Origin of the sequence: Rosenbergiella collisarenosi (genome assembly GCF_018494085.1) — a bacterium.
GTDB lineage: Bacteria > Pseudomonadota > Gammaproteobacteria > Enterobacterales > Enterobacteriaceae > Rosenbergiella > Rosenbergiella collisarenosi.
The window spans coordinates 129,188-147,770 of the sequence record NZ_JABBFP010000003.1; the positions used below are offsets into that span (position 1 = coordinate 129,188).

Genomic DNA, 18,583 nt, shown 5'->3' on the forward strand with positions numbered 1-18,583 from the left:
CTATCGACGGTGTAGGGGTAGAGTATAGACGCTCACTTCATCATGTCGCCCCTAGGAAACTTAAGCTTTTCTTAATCTCCGATTGGGATAATAAATAAATTAATGATTGTCCCGGACTTACGTTATGAAAAGTTGGCTACGCACGCGCCTGACGCATCCTATACTGAATGCTCTTGTCGCAGTGGGCATTACACTGTGTTTGAATTTCCCTTTTTTCCATAATGCGTACAGGCTCGTACACCCGACCACCGCTCATACTTGGTTATTTATGCTGAGTATGCCGTGGGTCTCCTTCTTCGTGTTATTCAGCCTATTAATGCTTGCTGAAGGGATATGGCTAGCATTTCCTTTAGCCATCGTTTTTATCTTGCTCGCCAGTAGTGCACAGTATTTTATCAGCTGTTATGGCATCATCGTTGACCGTTCGATGGTCGCGAATATGGCTAATACTACCGCGTCGGAGAGCTTTGCCCTGTTAACGCCGCAACTCCTCGGTTATTTTGCGTTGACCGCAGTGGCCCCGATTATCCTATTATTTTTAGCGCGGCGATTAACCCGTCAATCTTATGCTTCTCGACTCATCTATGCACTGATTACGCTGGTTGTTTCGGGAGCGGGGACGTACTTAATTTCGAACAGTTTTTATAAAGACTATGCGTCACTCTTTCGTAATAACCGTGAATTAATCACTTATCTAAGCCCCTCCAACGGGATTAGCGCCGCGTTATCTTGGTATAAACACGAGCGCACAGCCAACCTTCCTCTCGTTCGTTTCGGCGAAGATGCACATCAAGCCCCGCAGCGACTTACCGGCAAACCCACTTTAACATTACTGATCGTTGGCGAAACGACTCGGGCGCAAGATGTCGGGCTAGGCGGCTATTCGCGACAAACTACTCCTTTGCTGGCTAAGGACGACGTCGTTTATTACCCAAACACCCTCTCCTGCGGTACCTCGACTGCCGTTTCGGTGCCTTGTATGTTTTCAGGGATGGGACGTGATCATTATAACGATGAGCTAGCTAATCACCGTGAAGGACTGCTCGATATTGTTCAACGCGCGGGGATCAACGTCCTGTGGCGTGAGAACGACGGCGGCTGTAAGGGCGCGTGCTCGCGGGTACCTACCGAAGAGATGACCTCACAAAATTTACCGGGAATGTGCATCGATGGCGAGTGTTATGACCAGGTCCTCTACCACGATTTGCAGCGTTATATTGATAAGCAAACCGGTAATACGCTAATTGTGATTCACACCATTGGCAGCCATGGGCCGACTTATAATCATCGCTATCCTGATAATTTCAAATTCTACTTACCGACCTGTGATACCAATGAGGTTCAGCATTGTAGTACCGAACAGCTGGTCAACACCTACGATAATACTGTCCGTTATATGGATTCTATCGTCGACCAAGGGATCCATCTATTGCAAGCAAACTCACAGCATTTCGCTACGAACTTGGTTTATCTCTCGGATCATGGTGAATCGTTGGGCGAAGATGGCGTCTATCTCCATGGCCTTCCTTATATGGTGGCCCCTATTCAGCAAAAACATGTTCCGATGTTAATTTGGCTTTCCGCAGACTACCAACAACGCTATGCTATCGATAAGCGTTGCATGGTACAGCAGGCAAATCATATGCAGAGTTCACAAGATAACCTCTTCCCCACCATTTTGGGGTTATTAGGGGTACAGACCAAAGAATATCAGCCTAAACTCGATCTTCTGAACGGCTGTCGAGGAGCGTAGTGAGAGTATTAATTATTGAAGACGATCCCCTGCTACAACAGGGGATCCTGCTCGCGATGCAGAGTGAAAATTACCTTTGTGATGTGGTGAGTGGCATCAAACAAGCTCAGCAGTTCCTAGATGTCACACCTTACACTCTATTACTACTCGATCTCGGCTTACCCGATGGCGATGGTCTCACTTTATTAAAGCATCTACGTCGGCAAAAGGTCGCGATTCCCGTTATAGTCCTGACCGCTCGCGATACTTTAGAGGATCGCGTGGTGGGACTAGACAGCGGAGCCGATGACTATTTAGTGAAGCCCTTTGCGCTCGAGGAACTGCTCGCCCGCAGTCGGGCGCTCATTCGTCGCCATCACCAACAGCCCGATAACCTTTTACAGGTTGATGACCTAACGATTGATATTGGCCGGCGCCAAGCCTTTCTCGATCAACGACGCTTGGATCTCACCCCAAAAGAGTATGCAATTTTACTGCGCCTGATGCTTAAGGCAGGCCAGCCAGTGCACCGTGATGTGCTATATAGCGACATCTATAGCTGGGACAACGAACCGACAACTAATTCTTTAGAAGTGCATATTCACAACTTACGCGAAAAGGTGGGTAAGCCAAGAATTCAAACAGTGCGCGGCTTTGGTTATACCATTACCTCACGGGCTACCCCTTAATGCGCCGGTTTCTAGGGTTATCCCCGACGACGCTTCGCTGGAAGTTGATGCTGACCGTCGGCGCGATCATCGTTATTTGCCAGGTTATTAGCATCCTCTGGCTATGGCACGAGAGCCGAGAGCAAGTCGCTATCTTGGTACAAAGCGCTATTCTGCATCACGACCGACATCGGCATTATGAAAAAGAGGTGCATGAGGCGGTCGCAAGCTTAGCAATTCCTTCTTTACTCATTATCATCGCCTGTCTTCTATTATGTTTTAATGCGATTCGGCGCGTTACTCGGCCGCTGGCAGATCTGAGTAGTGCTCTCGCCGAGCGTTCGGAGGATAACTTAGAGCCTTTAGCTGCTATCGGTGATTATCAGGAGATAGGCGCTGTCGTCGAATCAATTAATACGATGATGGCGAGATTGACCGTCACCTTAGAACGCGAGCGGCTATTCACCGCGGACGTCGCTCACGAATTACGTACTCCACTTGCCGGATTGCGGCTTCACCTGCAATTAATTGAGAAAAAGCATGCCCTCAATCTTAGTGCCCTTCTTTCCCGTCTAGATCAGATGACGGATAGCGTCACGCAACTGCTTAAACTTGCCCGGGTCGGGCAATCATTCGCGGCAGGGAGTTACCAGTATTTCGACATTGCTACGGCAGTCATCGCCCCAATGGTTTCAGAACTCGAGCGCCAACTGACTCAACGCCACCAATCCCTAATCATTGACCTACCGGACACCGCTTTATGCCTGCGTGGTGATATCACATTGCTACAGATGGTGGTACAGAATCTCATTCAGAATGCGCATCGTTACAGCCCGGAGTCGTCAACCATCAGGCTGCGTCTGTACCAAGTTACTCACGGCATCGCTCTTGATATCGATGATGAGGGTCCGGGTATTGATTTACAGAAAGCGACAGAGTTAAGCAAAGCGTTCGTACGTATGGATCGTCGTTATGAAGGCATCGGTCTAGGATTAAATATCGTGCAACGTATCTGTCAGCTGCACCGCGCGCAATTTTCCTTAACTAATCGTGATCCGCACGGATGTCGAGCGACGGTGATTTTTTCTCAGCAGAGTGCGTAGGCACTGACTGTTCACGGTCGAGTAGCGCCGTTTTACGCTCGATCCCCCAGCGATAACCTGAGAGGCTGCCATCTTGCCGAATTACCCGATGACAAGGGATCACTACTGCAATCCGATTTGCCGCACAGGCTTGCGCGACCGCACGCACCGCCTTCGGTGAGCCAATTCGTTCAGCAATTTCGGTGTAGCTAGCAGTCGACCCTGGTGGAATATCGCGCAGTGCCCGCCAGACGCGTTCTTGAAAGACGGTGCCTTGAATATCTAGCGGTAAATGCCAAGTCGATCGCGGCTGCTCCAGATAGCCAATAACCTGAGCAACGAGCTGCTCATAGTGTGGGTCGCCACCGCGTAATTCAGCCTGCGAAAACTGCTGCTGTAACCGTTCGATAAGCGGCTGTGGATCATCGCCTAAACTTATCGCACACACCCCCTTCTCACTCTGCGCCACTAATACAGTCCCCAGACTACATTGTCCCAAGGCAAAGTAGATCGTAATACCTTTAGCGCCTTGTCGAAAGCGTTTGGCACTCATTCCCAGCCGATCTGTCGCATTTTCATAGAAACGGCTCGAGGTAGTGTACCCAGCTTGATAGATCGCCGCGGTGACCGATTGTTCAGGATTATCCAGCGCGTCACGCAAGCGTTTTGCTCGGATCCCTGCACTATAGGCTTTAGGGGTTAACCCGGTGACCGTAGTAAAGATACGGTGAAGATAGCTCTGGCTTATCTCACAATGCGCGGCTAAGGTTGCCAAGTTGACAGATTCCGTGGTTGTTTCTAGCTCAACACAGGCTTTTTCGACGATTTTGAGCCATTTAGCGGGGTAAGGGTCCAATGAGGTGAGGCACTCAGTATGCAAGCGGTAGCCCGCCGCTTCTGCGGCATCGGCGCTATCGAAAAAGACCACGGTTTCGCGAGGAGGAAGAACAGTGGCTGAACTTGGTAATGCGAAGCATCCGGTCGTCGTCGTCGCAAAGACGAAGTAGTCATCGGCAGCGACGTCGCGCTGTTTAAGAGCCTGCCAGCGTGTTTCTTCATCACAAAACCATTTCGTAGACATCTGTCATCCCCCTCTGCCTTATCGATAAAAAGAGAGGATAGAGGATCTACCGCTACGAAAATATCCGTTTTTTCTTTTCTCGGTATTTTTCGGCGTGGATTGAACGCGAATCACGAGTAGAGCTCGTCATAACGGAGCCAAAAATAGACTGTGTGGGAAACGTAATTCTTATGGCGGTGCAATAAAGACTCATCGACGTGACACACTACTACTCACACGATATATAAATCCAGCCGAAGCAGAGTGCCCAACTGGCCTCGAAAACATGGGAAGCTCTCATTTTTACGCCATATTTCTTCCAATGGTATCGGTTCACGGGTAATAATAGGCGGATAAAATATGACTAGGACGACATCATGCTGAATAAAGATACCCAACTCTGTATTTCTCTTTCCGCCCGACCAAGTAATATCGGCACGCGGTTTCATAATTACCTTTATCAGAAACTCGATCTCGATTTTATCTACAAGGCATTCTCAACCACCGATATCGAAGCCGCAATCAAAGGTGTACGTGCCCTCGGTATTCGTGGATGCTCTGTCTCGATGCCATTTAAAGAGAGCTGTATCCCCTTTATCGATAAACTCACCGACTCGGCGAAGGCGATCGACTCGGTCAATACTATCGTTAACGATAATGGCTTTCTTACCGCCTACAATACCGACTTCCTTGCCATTCGCCAGCTCATTACAGAACACCTCACTGATCCCCAACAAACGGTGGTGGTACAAGGTGCCGGTGGGATGGCAAAAGCGGTAGTTGCCGCCTTTCATGATGCAGGTTTTCAACAACTTACCGTTATTGCGAGAAATACGCAGACTGGCCAAGCGCTGGCCGAGAAGTATGGCTATGCCTACCAATCTCCTGAGCAGTGTCCCACGGCCGATATTATCGTCAACGTTACCCCGATTGGAATGAGCGGCGGCGCAGAGAGTGACACACTCGCCTTCGCACAACCTTTGATCGACGCGGCAACAACGGTGTTTGATGTAGTTGCTTTCCCGGCGCAAACGCCGTTGATCAAAAAAGCTCACGCCCTGGGTAAAGCGGTGATCAGTGGGGATCGCGTGATTGCCTTGCAAGCGTTGGAGCAATTCGCCCTTTACACCGGTGAGAGGCCAAGTGACGCGCTGATGCAAGAAGCCTCCCTCTTTTCTCGTCAGCAGTAAGTAAACTCACTGCAGGGCACGGGAAATCCTTTTTTCCGTGCCCGTTATGGCATATGATTTCGCGGTCTCGCAGTACCTCGTGAGAGGTCCTTCCACTTTATGAGCCCCTTTTGCCATGACAGTCCTTCTGCATTTAATTGATATTTTTGGTACGTTTGTCTTTGCGCTAAGTGGCGCGACCGTCGGAGTTAGGCACCGCTTCGATCTCTTCGGTGTGTTTGTTCTTGCCTTCGTTACCGCAGTCGGCGGTGGCTGTGTTCGAGACCTGTGTCTGGGTGCGACCCCTCCAGCCGGGCTGATAAATATCGAGTATCTACTTTGCGTCGTCGTCGCCATCATGTTGATCAGTTTCTTTCAAAAAATCGTCTTCTCTTTTGAAAAACCCGCACTCTTTTTTGATGCCCTTGGCCTCGGCTTCTTCGCCGCCTTTGGCGCAAACAAAGCCTACGTCCACACACACGAAATCGTTTTTTCAATATTAATGGGATGTATTAGTGCAGTGGGAGGTGGCTGTTTGCGAGATATCCTAACGGGACGCTCGCCGGTCATCTTAACCAAGGAAATCTACGCCAGTGCCGCGCTGATCGGTGCCGGGATCCAGATTCTCGGGTCGTCCGGGGTGATCCCTGCGCAGTATAGTATTTGGTTAGCGATTGGTAGCTGTACGGCAATTCGTATGCTGTCGTTACGCTACAACATCACGTTAAAAACGATTGCCAATAAATATCTCGATGAGTAGTAGTTAACCCTATGTGCTTCGCGGATTGCTCTGTCCAAGATAAATCAGTAACGTATTTTGCTATTCACTCAAAATGGACAACGATAAAATGAATATAACTGAAATTGCCGCGAGCCGCTTCACAACTAAGGCTTATGATGCGACGCGCGCACTGTCTGAAGAGCAGGTCGCTGCGATCCTCTCTCTCCTGCAAACCAGTCCTTCGACGCTGAACCTACAGGGCTGGCACTTTCATGTCATTTCTACGGCGGCCGGGCGTGAGAAAATTGCTCCGGCGATTTTTGAACTGAATAGCAATAAGGTGGCTGAAGCTCCGCTGGCGATCGTATTTTCCAGCATTAATGCGGTGTCCGAACAGCATTTAGATGCGCTGTTAGCGCAAGAGCAACAAGATGGGCGTTTTCGTGACGAGGCTTCACGCGAAAAAAATGACGCAGGTCGTCGTGGTTACGTAGGTCGTTACGCGACATCCCCTGAAGCTCAACGCCACTGGATGGATCGCCAGCTGTATATCGCATTGGGCTTTCTGTTGTTAGGCGCGCCGGCGCTAGGCTTACAGGCGACCCCGATTGAGGGCTTCGATACCCATAAAATGGATAAGATCCTAGGCCTAGAAGAGCAAGGGCTGCACAGCGTTGTGATGGCCACTGTCGGCTATAACAGCGATAAAGATTTCAATGCACAGTTACCGAAGTCGCGATTCCCGCTCGATAAAATTATTACGCGTTTATAACGCCCTATTGGGTAATGACTCTGTTGATTACCCAATAGTTGATCTGCCTCCTCTTCCCCGAGAAGTGATTTAGGTATATTGTTTTCCTATCACTCATCAGGAAGGATTAGGCGGCTATGGACTCACAAGCTTCACCGTTTCTCCACGCGTTATCAGAAGTTGTCGGAAACCAGCACGTGTTAACTTCACCCGACGACAAATCATTCTACACCACCGGTTATCGTGTCGGCCAAGGTGACGCTCTAGCCGTTATCCTTCCTCAATCACTCTCTGCTCTGTGGCAAGTATTAACTCGCTGCGTGGCAGAAGATGTCATTATCCTGATGCAAGCCTCTAATACAGGGATCACAGGTGGATCGACCCCAGATGGTAACGATTACGATCGTCCGGTGGTGATCATTAGTACTCGCCACCTTAAGGGGATTCAGGTAATCGATGGGGGTCAACAAGTCATCGCTTATCCCGGTTCGACACTCACTGAGTTGGAAGATACGCTGCGACCCCTGCAGCGTGAACCGCACTCGGTGATTGGGTCATCCTGCATTGGGGCGTCAGTCATTGGTGGATTATGTAATAATTCTGGTGGTTCGCTGATCCGTCGTGGCCCGGCTTTTACTGAAAAATCGCTTTATGCTCAAATCACCGAACAAGGCGAGATTGCGCTTATCAATCATCTGGGAATTAATCTTGGCGAGACCCCCGAGGAGATCCTACGTAATCTAGAAAATAAGCAGTTTTCAACCGGCGATGCCGAAGGCTGGCAAGGTAAGATTTGGGCCGAGGATTATGCTGAAAAATTACGGGATACCGAATCGGCTTCGCCAGCCCGCTTTAATGGTGACCCTCATTATCTACATGACGGTGCGGGCTGTGCGGGGAAAATCATTGTGTTTGCCGCACGACTGGCGACCTTTCCTGCAAGCCCCTCTACAGAGACTTGGTATATCGGGGCCAATGATGAGAAAACGCTGATCGCCCTACGCCGCTTTCTTCTCAATCACCTCGATACGTTACCGATCCAGGCTGAATATATTCATGCTAATGCTTTTGATATGACGTTACGTTATGCAAAACATATGATCTTAGCCATTCGACAATTGGGGCCGCAATCTATACCCGGGTTAATAGCGCGAAAAGCGAAGTGGGATGTGAGGGTGAAAAAGACCAAATGCTTGCCTAAAAATCTCACTGACCGCCTGATTCAGGGCTTTAATCAGATCACTCCTCCCTTAGTCGCAAAGCGTATTCTCGATTACCGTCGCCGGTTCGAGCATCATCTGATGATTAAAGGCGAGGGCGAACAAGCCGGACAATTAACCGCCCTTCTCGACCAATTTTTTGCCGAGCACCAGGGTGAATATTTCGTGTGTGATCAGAAAGAAGCGCAAGATGCCTTTTTGATTCGTTTTGCAGTGGCTGGCGCCGCAATTTCATACTGTGACTATCTTGGAATCGACCCAAATGAGCGTCTGATCGCGTTTGACGCAGCTTTTCGCCGCAATGACGATCAATGGTTATTCGATTTACCCTTAGAGTTACGCGACCAAATCCAAGCCGATTCCTGCTGTGGACACTTTTTCTGCTTGGTCAATCATCAAGATTATATTTTGAAGCCCGGCGTCGATGGTAAGAAGTTCAAGCAAGCGGTGATCGATTATATTGAACAGCGGGGGGCACGCTACCCGGCAGAGCATAATGTTGGACATCTCTATGCCGCAAAAGATGATTATCAGCAGCATTGGCGTAAGCTCGACCCAACGAATACTTGTAACCCTGGTATCGGTAAGACAAGTCGCCGCAAATTTTGGCAATAAGAAAGAGAGCGGCGCTCCTGCATGAGCGCCCTATTTTCACTGTTTAGCGAGATACTGAGCGATTGCGGATAAGTCTTTGTCACCAAAGCCATCTTCCACTGCCGCCTGCCAAATTTTGGTGATCGCCTGTAGGTTAGGCATCTGCTCAGCCCCGCCAGTTTCTGCCGCGAGCTTCGCATCCTTGAGTGCCCACTTAAGTTGCATCTGTGGCGTAAAGCTTCCCTCACTGATCGTTTCCAGCTTAGTTTTTGCGTAAGGTGCCGCGAGTGGCCCGCCTTCCAGTACTGACCATAGTTGCTCAGGCGTAAAGCCTAATTGCGTTGCCAAACAGTGGCTCTCGGCAAGGCTCTGCACCATGCCAATCAACCAACTGTTAACGACGAGCTTCATTGCACTGCCTGCACCCGCCTCGCCCAACCAGTGTGTTCCTTTAGCGATAGCGGAAAAGATCGGCTCAATTGGCGCTTGCAGGGCGTTATCGCCACTGGCGAGAATAGCGATTTGTGCCAGTTCAGCGGGCTTTTTGGTGCCCGATACCGGCGCATCGATAAAGCCGACATCAGGGCGTTTTTCTGTTAATAGAGCCTTAATGTGTTTGGTGGCTTCGATACCGATCGTGCCCATTTGAACCACGATAGCGTTTTCGGTGAGCGCACTGAGTGTTTGGGTTAGCACTTCAAGCGTAATCTCTGCATTAGCAAGCATCAGGATCACCGCCTCACTCTTCTCCACGGCCTGTGCAGGGGTCTGCGCCAGCGTTGCACCCTGCAGCGCAAGATCTTCTCCTTTTGCAGCACTACGATTCCAAACACTAAGCGTAAAATTATTTTTTAATAGGTTGCTGGCGAAGGCGTGTCCCATCGCCCCTAACCCGAGGACCGCGACGGTAGAGATCGTTTTCTGCATACTATTTTTCCTTTCAATGTCGATAGTTAGCGATTTTAGTCAGTAATAAATAGCGTAGGCCATGATAGGTCACTCTCGCAATAACTCTTGGTTAAGAAAGTATTTCATCGCTGGCACTAGCCTGTAAAAATCTAACAGATCAATAATTTACACAATGACTGGATACCCAGTTGACACTGATACTTGGATATTTACTGTATTATTGGGCGAAGGTTGACGATATTTTCTAACGGTATTGATATCGATACCGTACTCCTTTCAATAATAGTCACTGTTGCTCGTAAAAATAATTGGCTAGAGTGTGGGACGGTCAGCAAATAGCTGATTATGCAGAAACCTAAGCATCCCCTGACGATAGCGCTCCGCCAACGGCTCTATAATCACGATAAATCCAAAGTGGCACAGAATGGTTTTACCCCCAATTAACCTACTCAGCATTTAAACTGACCGAATTTGAATAACCGCCTCCGAGAGACTCAATCCACGTTTTAAAAGTAAGAAATATTTTGTTGTCTTGTGCATTACTTCGTAAACTACTGACATCTTTGATGTGCTACCGCTAGCTCACACGCAAGGCTCTTTATGAAAATTAGGACCATCCATCTCTTTACAGGATGCATACCCCTACTCTCCCCGGTGGTTTACTCCGCTCCGTCGGCGAATCAGTCCGATACCTTAATCGTTGCCGCCACTCCTAAAGCACAGCCCCTCTCGGAATTAGAGACCCCCGCTGCGCTTAGTGTGGTGTACGGCGACGATCTGCGACAGGCGCGGCAACAGATTAATTTATCCGAAGGTCTATCCGGCGTTCCTGGGTTACAAATTGCGAATCGGCAGAATTATGCCCAAGACTTACAGATGTCAATTCGTGGTTTCGGTGCGCGATCAACTTTCGGGGTGAGAGGCGTGCGGATTTACGTCGATGGCATTCCTGCAACGATGCCAGACGGCCAAGGCCAGACGTCGAATATTGACATTGGGTCGATTGATCACATCGATGTATTGCGTGGCCCGTTCTCGGCCTTATATGGCAATAGCTCAGGGGGCGTCATTAACGTCACAACAGCTCGCGGGACGCAACCCCCTACCTTACGATTTAGCAGCAATTACAGCAGCTTTGGCACTTGGCGTAACAGCGTCAGCGCATCCGGATCGACCGGGGATGGCAACCATAAAGGGGACGTCGACTATCTTATCTCTGGCTCGAAAATGACGACCCACGGTTTTCGCCAGCATAGCGATGCACAGAAGACGCTCGGCAATGCAAAACTAGGGGTACAACTCGATGATGTCAGCCATCTAACTCTTAGCCTTAATTCTGTACATCTGGATGCTAACGATCCCGGGGGCTTGACGCGTGAGATGTGGAAGCGCGATCCGCATCAAGTCGCCCGCAATGTTTCACTCTATGATGCTCGCAAAAGCGTCGACCAAACTCAGGCGGGGCTGCACTACACGCGTGAACTGAGTGAAAACGATAGTCTAAGCGTAATGACTTGGGCAGGAGTGCGTGAAACCACGCAGTATCAATCTATCCCAGCCGCTACGCAACTGAGTAAAGCGCACCATGCTGGTGGCGTCATCGATCTAGCGCGTCATTATCAGGGCATCGATACTCGTTGGACACATAACGGCCATTTACTCACCATGCCGGTAGCCATTACCACGGGGATCGATTATGAGACGCTACGCGAGCAGCGTAAAGGCTATGAAAATTTTCGCGGTACCGGGGCTAACCGAGAACTAGGGGTAGAAGGCCGCTTACGCCGTAATGAGCAAAATCAAGTCTGGAATATCGACCCTTATTTGCAATCCGTATGGCAGCTTAGTCAACGGTTTTCACTGAATGCTGGGGTGCGATTTAGCCGCGTCCATTTCAGTAGCCATGATCGCTACATTACCCCTACCAATGGCGATGATAGTGGTCGCGCGAATTATCATCATTGGCTACCGGCGTTCTCCCTTAACTACGCCCATGATGATAGCTGGAATAGCTATTTCTCCTTTGGTCGTGGCTTCGAAACCCCGACGCTCAATGAGCTGTCGTATCGCCCAGACGGTAATTCTGGCATGAATCTAGCCCTGCGCCCTTCAACTAATCGAACCTTCGAACTCGGATCGAAAAAGCGCATCGGTCTAGGCCTCTTTACGGCGGCGGTGTTTCAAACCGATACGCAGAATGAGATCGTCACCAGTAGTAATAACGATGGTCGGTCAACCTATAAAAATGCGGGTCAAACACGGCGGCGTGGTATTGAGTTGGGTTGGCAGCAGCAGTTTGCCGGGGACTGGCGCATGGGTGCGGCGTGGACGCTGCTCGACGCCCGCTATCGCAGCCCAGTCTGTGATGCCGGTTGCCAAGGTAAGCGTATCCCTGGCATCGCAAAAAATATGTTTTACACACACCTCGATTATCAACCTGAGACGGGATGGTATGCGGGTGCCGATCTGCGCTATTTAAGTAAAATTGCCGTTAACGATAGCAATAGTGAATATGCGCCAGCTTGGACGGTGACGGGATTATATACGGGATACAAGTGGATGATCGATCAATGGAGCCTCGATGTCAGTGGTCGGATCGATAATCTCTTTAACCGTAACTATGCCGGTTCTGTCATCGTTAATGAAGGTAATGGCCGGTTTTACGAGCCGGCTCCAGGAAGAAATTACTCTGTAGGGCTTAATCTGAGTTACGCCTTCGAGTGATCCCGCGCGAGAGTCAGTGGCCATTGGCTCTCGCCGCATCTTATTTATTGATGTAGCCAGCGCGCAACCAATCGAGAAAGTGCAGGTCCCAGGCAGAGGACAGCAATAAAACGCCCTGTCTGCATCGACATCACAAACGGCTGATTAACCGACACCGAGGAAGCGATAATCGCTACGGAGTCCGCGCCACCAGGGCTTGTGGCTAAATAAGCACTCAGTGGATCAATCCCCGCATACTCCACTAACAACCACGCAAATACACAGCATATCCCTATCAACAACAATACCGAGAAGAGAATGGCGGGAAGCGCATGGAACGCGTAACGCAAAATATCTTTGGTAAACCGTAGGCCAATACTCCACCCAATAATGGCGTAAGCGATGGCTAATAGCGGCAGAGGGAGCTCAATCTGTAGCCCACCAACGTTCATGGCCAAATTAATCATCACCATGCTGATCAGCATGGGTGCAGCGGGGAGTGAGATAAATCTCGCCAATAGCAACGCCCCAGCAATAATAGCCATCGTTAGGACAAATGCGCTCCATACAATAGGTTGCTCAAGCTGGGCGACCACCGAGACTGCCGCACTTTCTGGTGCGAGGAAGTGACTGACGATAGTTGCGAGTAAGGTGACAAGCAGGACGCGTAGGTACTGCATAAATGCCACCAGACGCACATCGGCACCAAAGTTACCCGCCATTAATGTCATCGCCGTGGCACCCCCTGGGGAGGATCCCCATAATGCCGTCGTACCAGGAAGGATATTAAATTTCGCCAGTAATGCGCCGAGGATGGTGCTGACCGCGATGACCGAAAATACGGTCATAATAAAGATCGGCCAGGTATGGGCTATCTCTTTAAATACATCGAGGGGCATCGCACGGGCGATCATCGCCCCAACCACTGCCTGGGAGGCGCGAAAAAGAGTTCGATTGAGCGCGACCCCTTTCTTGGCTACAGCGAAAGCGATGGCGACAAACATCGGTCCGAGAAGTAGCGCGGCTGGAAGATGCACCATTTCAAGGAGTGAGACGGCGCCAAGGCTCGCAACAATCAATACGAGCCAGCGTACGATACGTGGTGAGTGAAACACACGGCCTCCCTATCCATCGTTAATGACGATATAACTTACCGATTAGTAATAATAATAGCCTAGATACGCGCATTAACGTCACGCTATTCCCGCCATACCCGGTCAGTGAGGCCCGTATCATAAGTGATTAATTATCGAGATTAAACAGATTGAGATGACTTATGGTGAGGACAGCATTAGAAGTAACGCCCACTCAGGAATATATTAGCGTTAATGTAGAAGGTATTCCTGTCGGTCGTTACGCCCCACAGATTTTTCAACTATTAACCGAGGCGGGTGTAGATGATATCAGTCAGTGTTTTGCACAGCCTAGCTACGGCAGGCAGGGACGACCACCACTGTGGTTTTGCAGTGCAACATCACAACCTATCATCCCGTGGCAAAAGGCTACGCGATCTCAACAGGCTGCCTGTGTTGCTCGTCTCGTCGAAATAATCAAGGCAATCGAACATTTCCGTAGCCAGCTACCGCAGCACATCACCTACTCACTCTCTATTATCGACAAGATCCTACAGAACTTAACGGTGCTTCCCTCTACCGACGCGATTTACTGTGTTAATCAGCAACCGCTGATTGTGTACTGGGGGTATTATGACGCTGAACACCGAGCTATCGACGTGAACAAACTTTATCAGCATTACTTTCCTGATACTGAAAAGGCTCTACCCGCTAGCCCTGATCTACCCTCTGTGGCTAAACCCATCTCTGGCTACGGGATGACCCGATTAATAGGCCTCGTCCTACTCTTGCTAATAGGTGCTGGGTATTATGAGGTCAGGCAGCCATCGGCATCTCCATTTCCTACACCGTCACTCACTAAGTTGGATCAAGTCAGGATCACCCATGAACGGCTCGTTAACGTTATACAATCGCTTCCTATGATGCTGGCGAGCGATATACCCCCTCCTATCGCTGAGAAACCAAAGATCGTCCGTAAGCCGCTAATGATCCCGTCGAGTTCACGTTTAAGGGGCGATATCGCGTTCCTCAATGGGGTCTGGACCACTACGCTACCGGATACGGCGAGACATATTCAGGTCACTTTTCGGTTTAAGGATGGCAGAGCGACCACTATTCTCGCCTCTGGCGCAATGCGGTGTAAGGTGACGAGTAAAGCGGCATTTACCGCTAAAGGTCAGCTCACCATCACCTCAACAAGAAAGCGTTGTACCAATGCTCTTTCCGCCTATACGCCGACACTGGTGTGTGAAAACAGCACGCCCAATACGCAATGCCTGTGGAAGAAAAATACGACAACGCGACTACCGATAACCTTGCTAAACGGGGATCAATAATGGTCACTGCACAACGACAGCCACGTATCCTAATTGCCGATTCGGGGATACAGTTTATGGCGTATTCCTTCTCCTGTGAATCGACCCTAACGCGTACCGCTTTTATACGTGCCAGTGCACAAGGACCTCTACGCGTCGTCGATTGTGATGCGGCGGGTCACTATTATTATCGCGCTAGCCCAGATAGCGCCGTCGAGTGGGTTCGGCCTGACTACTCTTTTTCGCTATCCGAGTCCTTAGAATTTTTACAGCACCGCTGGCTTCCAATTCCATATTTATCGCCAACGGGATCAGGCCCTACGAATTGGGTACGGGCCTATATTTCGTCGCCACAAGCAGCTGGAGGGAAAATAGTGCTCGCCTTCGATACCGCGGTAGCTAAAACCATCAGCGACGTGCAACCTAGTCAATTTGATGTACAGCAAGAACAATTATTTGCCTTGCCGTCGCGCTGCGACCAGTGGTATTGCTTTATCGAACAAGCCTGGGTCAGCCATTGGCTATCCTCATTACTTCCGCCGCCCTTAAACCATTGTTCCCCTCGAGTACCCGCGTTTATCTGGCAGGCGCACTATATCAATCTACTGAAAGTCTTAGCGCAACAGGTATCACCACACCCAGTATTATTAAGGGCGTTACAGAGAGAAGAATCCGCCATCGCGGTAGAAGCGATTATCGACGTGGGCAATACTAATAGCTGCGGTGTCCTGTATGAGGCCGGCATAGAAGATACCCACCCGCTCGCGGGCTGTAGCGAGATCGTAATTCGTGATCTCAGTTGCCCGACGAATGCCCCTTGTACGTTATTCAGTAGCGAAATAAACTTTTCTACAGAGCCGTTTGGCGATAATGGATTGTCTTCCGCCAGCGGTAGAATGGATGCTTTTCAATGGTATTCACTTCTCAGAATGGGTCCGGAGGCTGAACGTCTAAATAGCGAATCTCATACGGATTTACACTATCAAGGTGTTACGTCTCCTCGGCGCTATTTATGGGACGATCACCCATCGCCTTTTACGTGGTTCAACGCACCGCAAGTGGATGGTGCCAGCTATTCGTCTATCGACCATCCCTTTAGTTTATTACTCGATGATGGAGGCGGATTACATACGTCAAGAGCCGACCGCTTTCGCGTTCCGGTGTTTAAGCCTCAGTTTTCCCGCGCAACATTATTCACTTTTTTTATCGCCGAGTTGCTATGTCAGATTGCTAATCAAATCAATAGCTATGACTATCGGCAAAAGATGAATCGCACAACGCTCCCCCGCTATATCAACCGGATAAATTTTACGCTTCCGGTAAACTTCACGGCTCTTGAGCGCAAGCGCTTCCAAGCTCTCACTCAACAGGCCATTGATCTCATTCGCGCTGCACAGCCGCAATTTTTCCCGTTAACAGGCCATATTGAGCTGGTATTTCCTTGGGATGAAGCCAGCTGTGGCCAGTTGGTCTGGTTATGGCAGAAGCTACATGAACACTCGATCAGCACATTACTTCAACGCTATCGTCATTCTACGTTGAACGACCCTCTGCGTATCGCCTTGATCGACGTCGGGGGCGGGACAACGGATCTGGCCATAACGGACTATTATGCTTCTCGACACAATGACGACGAGGCGCAAGCCCTAACGCCACATCTCATCTATCGTCAGGGAGTTAGCGTAGCGGGTGATAATATCCTGTTAGTCATTATCAGGCAGTTTTTACTCCCACAATTGACGAGATATCTCCGCGAGCAAGGCGTTAGCGATATCGATACGCTATTTGAGCGGTTATTTTGTCGGGGTAAGAGTCGCCCGGGGGACACTCCTTGGCGGCAATATATGGTCAGACACCTCTTCTTACCGCTGGTCGACGATATTTTGCAGCGCTACCAGCTCTCTGAGACCGCTTACTCTTGTCGCGTTGAACATTTTATTGAGCAGAGATCGTTAGATTTCGTTGAGCGAACGCTCATGGAGAGGGTTATGGGGTTGACGTCGTCCTCTACGCAATTACAGCTAAGAGGATGGTGTATTGAGTTTCCATTTTCAGATTTAGTAGAGACTCTCCAGTCTACACAGAACGAGTTGTACCGCTTGCTAGAACTATTAAGTGACACTGTCACAAAAAACCATTGCGACATCGTTTTATTGGGCGGTCAATCCCTAGATTTGCCCGTCTTCCAGCAGATTTTTACTGGTCGCCATGCGGCGGCATATCCATTATCTGCGCTAACGCTCGATACCGCGTTGCCCTTCTGTACAAAAGGCAAATTGGCTAATGGCAAACAGGCGAATAGTTTGGGAGCCTTAATCTACCGTTTGGCGGAACAGCAACTTACCTCAGAGTACGGGCTTGTAGCGGGTGATAGTTGTACGACCGCTGTCGCACGATGGTTTGGTCCACTGAATCAACAAGGCCGATTACAGTACCCCCTTGTTTCCCCCCCTTATCAAGGCAAGCAGCGGACAATCCATACCCTTAACTCGGCAACATCTATGGGTTATCGCTGTATTGATATGCCTGACATAGTCGCTACCCCGCTCTTCGCTTTACTTCCCGATCGGCACACATTGCACAATCTCGCTCTCGGTATCAGTGTCGAGCTGGAGTGGGACTTCGATGCTGAGGGAGAGTTATGTGAACTCCCTCGTGTTATCAGCCTGCGAGATAGCCAGCAGCAGCTTCTTGACCCGCTGAGCGTCGTCATAGAAATGAATACCCTATCGGTAACCGGTGATCCTCACGATAGCCACTGGCGGGACGATGGGAACATTATGGCTGCCTGCGATTACTCTTCTACATCACCGTCGTAGTCGACGACGATATGATAGAGATCGCGCTGTTCAGCCTGAGCCTCATGCAATACAGCGAATATTGCGGCAAGGGGTTGACCTGCCTTCAGTTGTTGAGGGTTGAGGCCATGGAAGTGGCAGGTTAAGGGTAGCGGTAACTCCCCTGTTAACCAGTCCCATAGCCCATCAAGGTTATAGCCGAAGGAGGAATAAGCGGGATATTGCTGGCATAGTTGCTGGTAAAAATCATCCCGCGTTTTAATATCTCGGCAATCGAAATGCAGCGTAAACATCATGGCACCTGCTTAAAGCTTCGATAGTGATCGGTCGTAAGATAAATTAGACCGTCTGATGAATAAAGCAGTCGATCGCTATTACGTCGGCCACAGCTAAAGTTTACATCGGCTTCTTGCCAATGGCGCCCCGCACTGTCGGGGAGACTATGCTCTCGATTTGAGAAACGATCCCCACCGATCACGCGACCAGGCAAGACATCGCAAAGGTTACCTTTCGATGCTACCCATCCGTCGCGGCGTGCTTCGCCTTTACGAATGTAAAAATCAGGGAGTCGCTGATGAGCTTGGATATAGCGCGCTACGGTCAATGGGTCGCTATTGACTTCGCTCGATGCACGGGAGCTAGAAGAATGTTGTGTCGGTGACGATGGCGAAGCAACCGGCGAATGCCAAACTTTTAGGGCATAGCCAATCAATAGTAGGGCCAGAATGATTACGGGCCTGAGTTTTTTTAGCTGCATAGCGATATTACCTTGTGGACGATGCCAGAA

15 protein-coding genes are annotated in these 18,583 nt (G+C 49.8%); 10 read left to right on the plus strand and 5 right to left on the minus strand.

The genetic code is table 11. The features are described from left to right. Nucleotides 1-124 precede the first annotated feature (124 nt). The 3 genes from eptA to pmrB are packed head-to-tail and all read left to right on the plus strand — an operon-like array spanning nt 125 to nt 3,503. On the plus strand, nt 125-1,753 hold the full coding sequence (eptA, locus tag HGT70_RS06315) for a phosphoethanolamine transferase EptA (protein ID WP_214195319.1): 1,629 nt from the start codon (nt 125-127) through the stop codon (nt 1,751-1,753). Further along, entirely contained in the window at nt 1,753-2,421 is a 669-nt protein-coding gene (pmrA, locus tag HGT70_RS06320) for a two-component system response regulator PmrA (RefSeq protein WP_214195320.1), read from the plus strand. The genes eptA and pmrA overlap by 1 nt, the downstream gene beginning before the upstream one ends. Next, complete coding sequence (gene pmrB, locus HGT70_RS06325; RefSeq protein ID WP_214195321.1) at nt 2,421-3,503, plus strand: two-component system sensor histidine kinase PmrB; 1,083 nt, start codon at nt 2,421-2,423, stop codon at nt 3,501-3,503. The genes pmrA and pmrB overlap by 1 nt, the downstream gene beginning before the upstream one ends. Here pmrB and ada read toward each other — a convergent pair. Next, on the minus strand, nt 3,445-4,563 hold the full coding sequence (gene ada, locus HGT70_RS06330) for a bifunctional DNA-binding transcriptional regulator/O6-methylguanine-DNA methyltransferase Ada (protein WP_214195322.1): 1,119 nt from the start codon (nt 4,561-4,563) through the stop codon (nt 3,445-3,447). The genes pmrB and ada overlap by 59 nt on opposite strands. Before the next feature lie 356 nt (nt 4,564-4,919). Between ada and HGT70_RS06335 the strand changes: the two genes are divergently transcribed. From HGT70_RS06335 to dld, 4 genes are all read left to right on the plus strand, one after another. Next, a complete protein-coding gene (locus tag HGT70_RS06335) occupies nt 4,920-5,732 on the plus strand; it encodes a shikimate 5-dehydrogenase (RefSeq protein ID WP_214195323.1) in 813 nt (270 codons plus the stop codon). A 115-nt stretch (nt 5,733-5,847) separates the two neighbouring features. Further along, nucleotides 5,848-6,471 (plus strand): trimeric intracellular cation channel family protein, encoded by a 624-nt coding sequence (locus tag HGT70_RS06340; protein WP_071430161.1) that lies wholly within the window; start codon nt 5,848-5,850, stop codon nt 6,469-6,471. 88 nt (nt 6,472-6,559) lie between these two features. Then, nucleotides 6,560-7,204, plus strand: coding sequence for an oxygen-insensitive NAD(P)H nitroreductase (gene nfsB / locus HGT70_RS06345; RefSeq protein ID WP_214195324.1), 645 nt, complete (start codon nt 6,560-6,562; stop codon nt 7,202-7,204). A gap of 116 nt (nt 7,205-7,320) precedes the next feature. Beyond that, complete coding sequence (gene dld, locus HGT70_RS06350; protein ID WP_071430163.1) at nt 7,321-9,018, plus strand: D-lactate dehydrogenase; 1,698 nt, start codon at nt 7,321-7,323, stop codon at nt 9,016-9,018. 36 nt (nt 9,019-9,054) lie between these two features. Here dld and HGT70_RS06355 read toward each other — a convergent pair whose 3' ends face one another. After that, entirely contained in the window at nt 9,055-9,924 is an 870-nt protein-coding gene (locus HGT70_RS06355; protein WP_071430165.1) for an NAD(P)-dependent oxidoreductase, read from the minus strand. A gap of 582 nt (nt 9,925-10,506) precedes the next feature. Between HGT70_RS06355 and pqqU the strand changes: the two genes are divergently transcribed. Continuing rightward, nucleotides 10,507-12,630, plus strand: a complete 2,124-nt coding sequence (pqqU, locus tag HGT70_RS06360) for a TonB-dependent receptor PqqU (protein WP_214195325.1) — start codon at nt 10,507-10,509, stop codon at nt 12,628-12,630. 44 nt (nt 12,631-12,674) lie between these two features. Here pqqU and HGT70_RS06365 read toward each other — a convergent pair whose 3' ends face one another. Continuing rightward, a complete protein-coding gene (locus HGT70_RS06365) occupies nt 12,675-13,724 on the minus strand; it encodes an AbrB family transcriptional regulator (RefSeq protein ID WP_071430169.1) in 1,050 nt (349 codons plus the stop codon). A gap of 161 nt (nt 13,725-13,885) precedes the next feature. On the opposite strand from HGT70_RS06365, the gene HGT70_RS06370 reads away from it, so the two are divergent. After that, the gene (locus HGT70_RS06370) at nt 13,886-15,019 is read left to right on the plus strand and encodes a hypothetical protein (RefSeq protein ID WP_214195326.1); all 1,134 of its coding nucleotides are present in this window, start codon (nt 13,886-13,888) and stop codon (nt 15,017-15,019) included. Beyond that, the gene (locus HGT70_RS06375) at nt 15,019-17,817 is read left to right on the plus strand and encodes a virulence factor SrfB (RefSeq protein ID WP_214195327.1); all 2,799 of its coding nucleotides are present in this window, start codon (nt 15,019-15,021) and stop codon (nt 17,815-17,817) included. Before HGT70_RS06370 ends, HGT70_RS06375 begins: the two co-directional genes overlap by 1 nt. Here HGT70_RS06375 and HGT70_RS06380 read toward each other — a convergent pair. Both HGT70_RS06380 and HGT70_RS06385 read right to left on the minus strand, forming a co-directional pair. Next, entirely contained in the window at nt 17,793-18,092 is a 300-nt protein-coding gene (locus HGT70_RS06380; protein ID WP_214195328.1) for a barstar family protein, read from the minus strand. The two genes, HGT70_RS06375 and HGT70_RS06380, sit on opposite strands and share 25 nt — an antisense overlap. Further along, complete coding sequence (locus HGT70_RS06385) at nt 18,089-18,553, minus strand: ribonuclease domain-containing protein (RefSeq protein ID WP_071430181.1); 465 nt, start codon at nt 18,551-18,553, stop codon at nt 18,089-18,091. Before HGT70_RS06385 ends, HGT70_RS06380 begins: the two co-directional genes overlap by 4 nt. Nucleotides 18,554-18,583 lie beyond the last annotated feature (30 nt).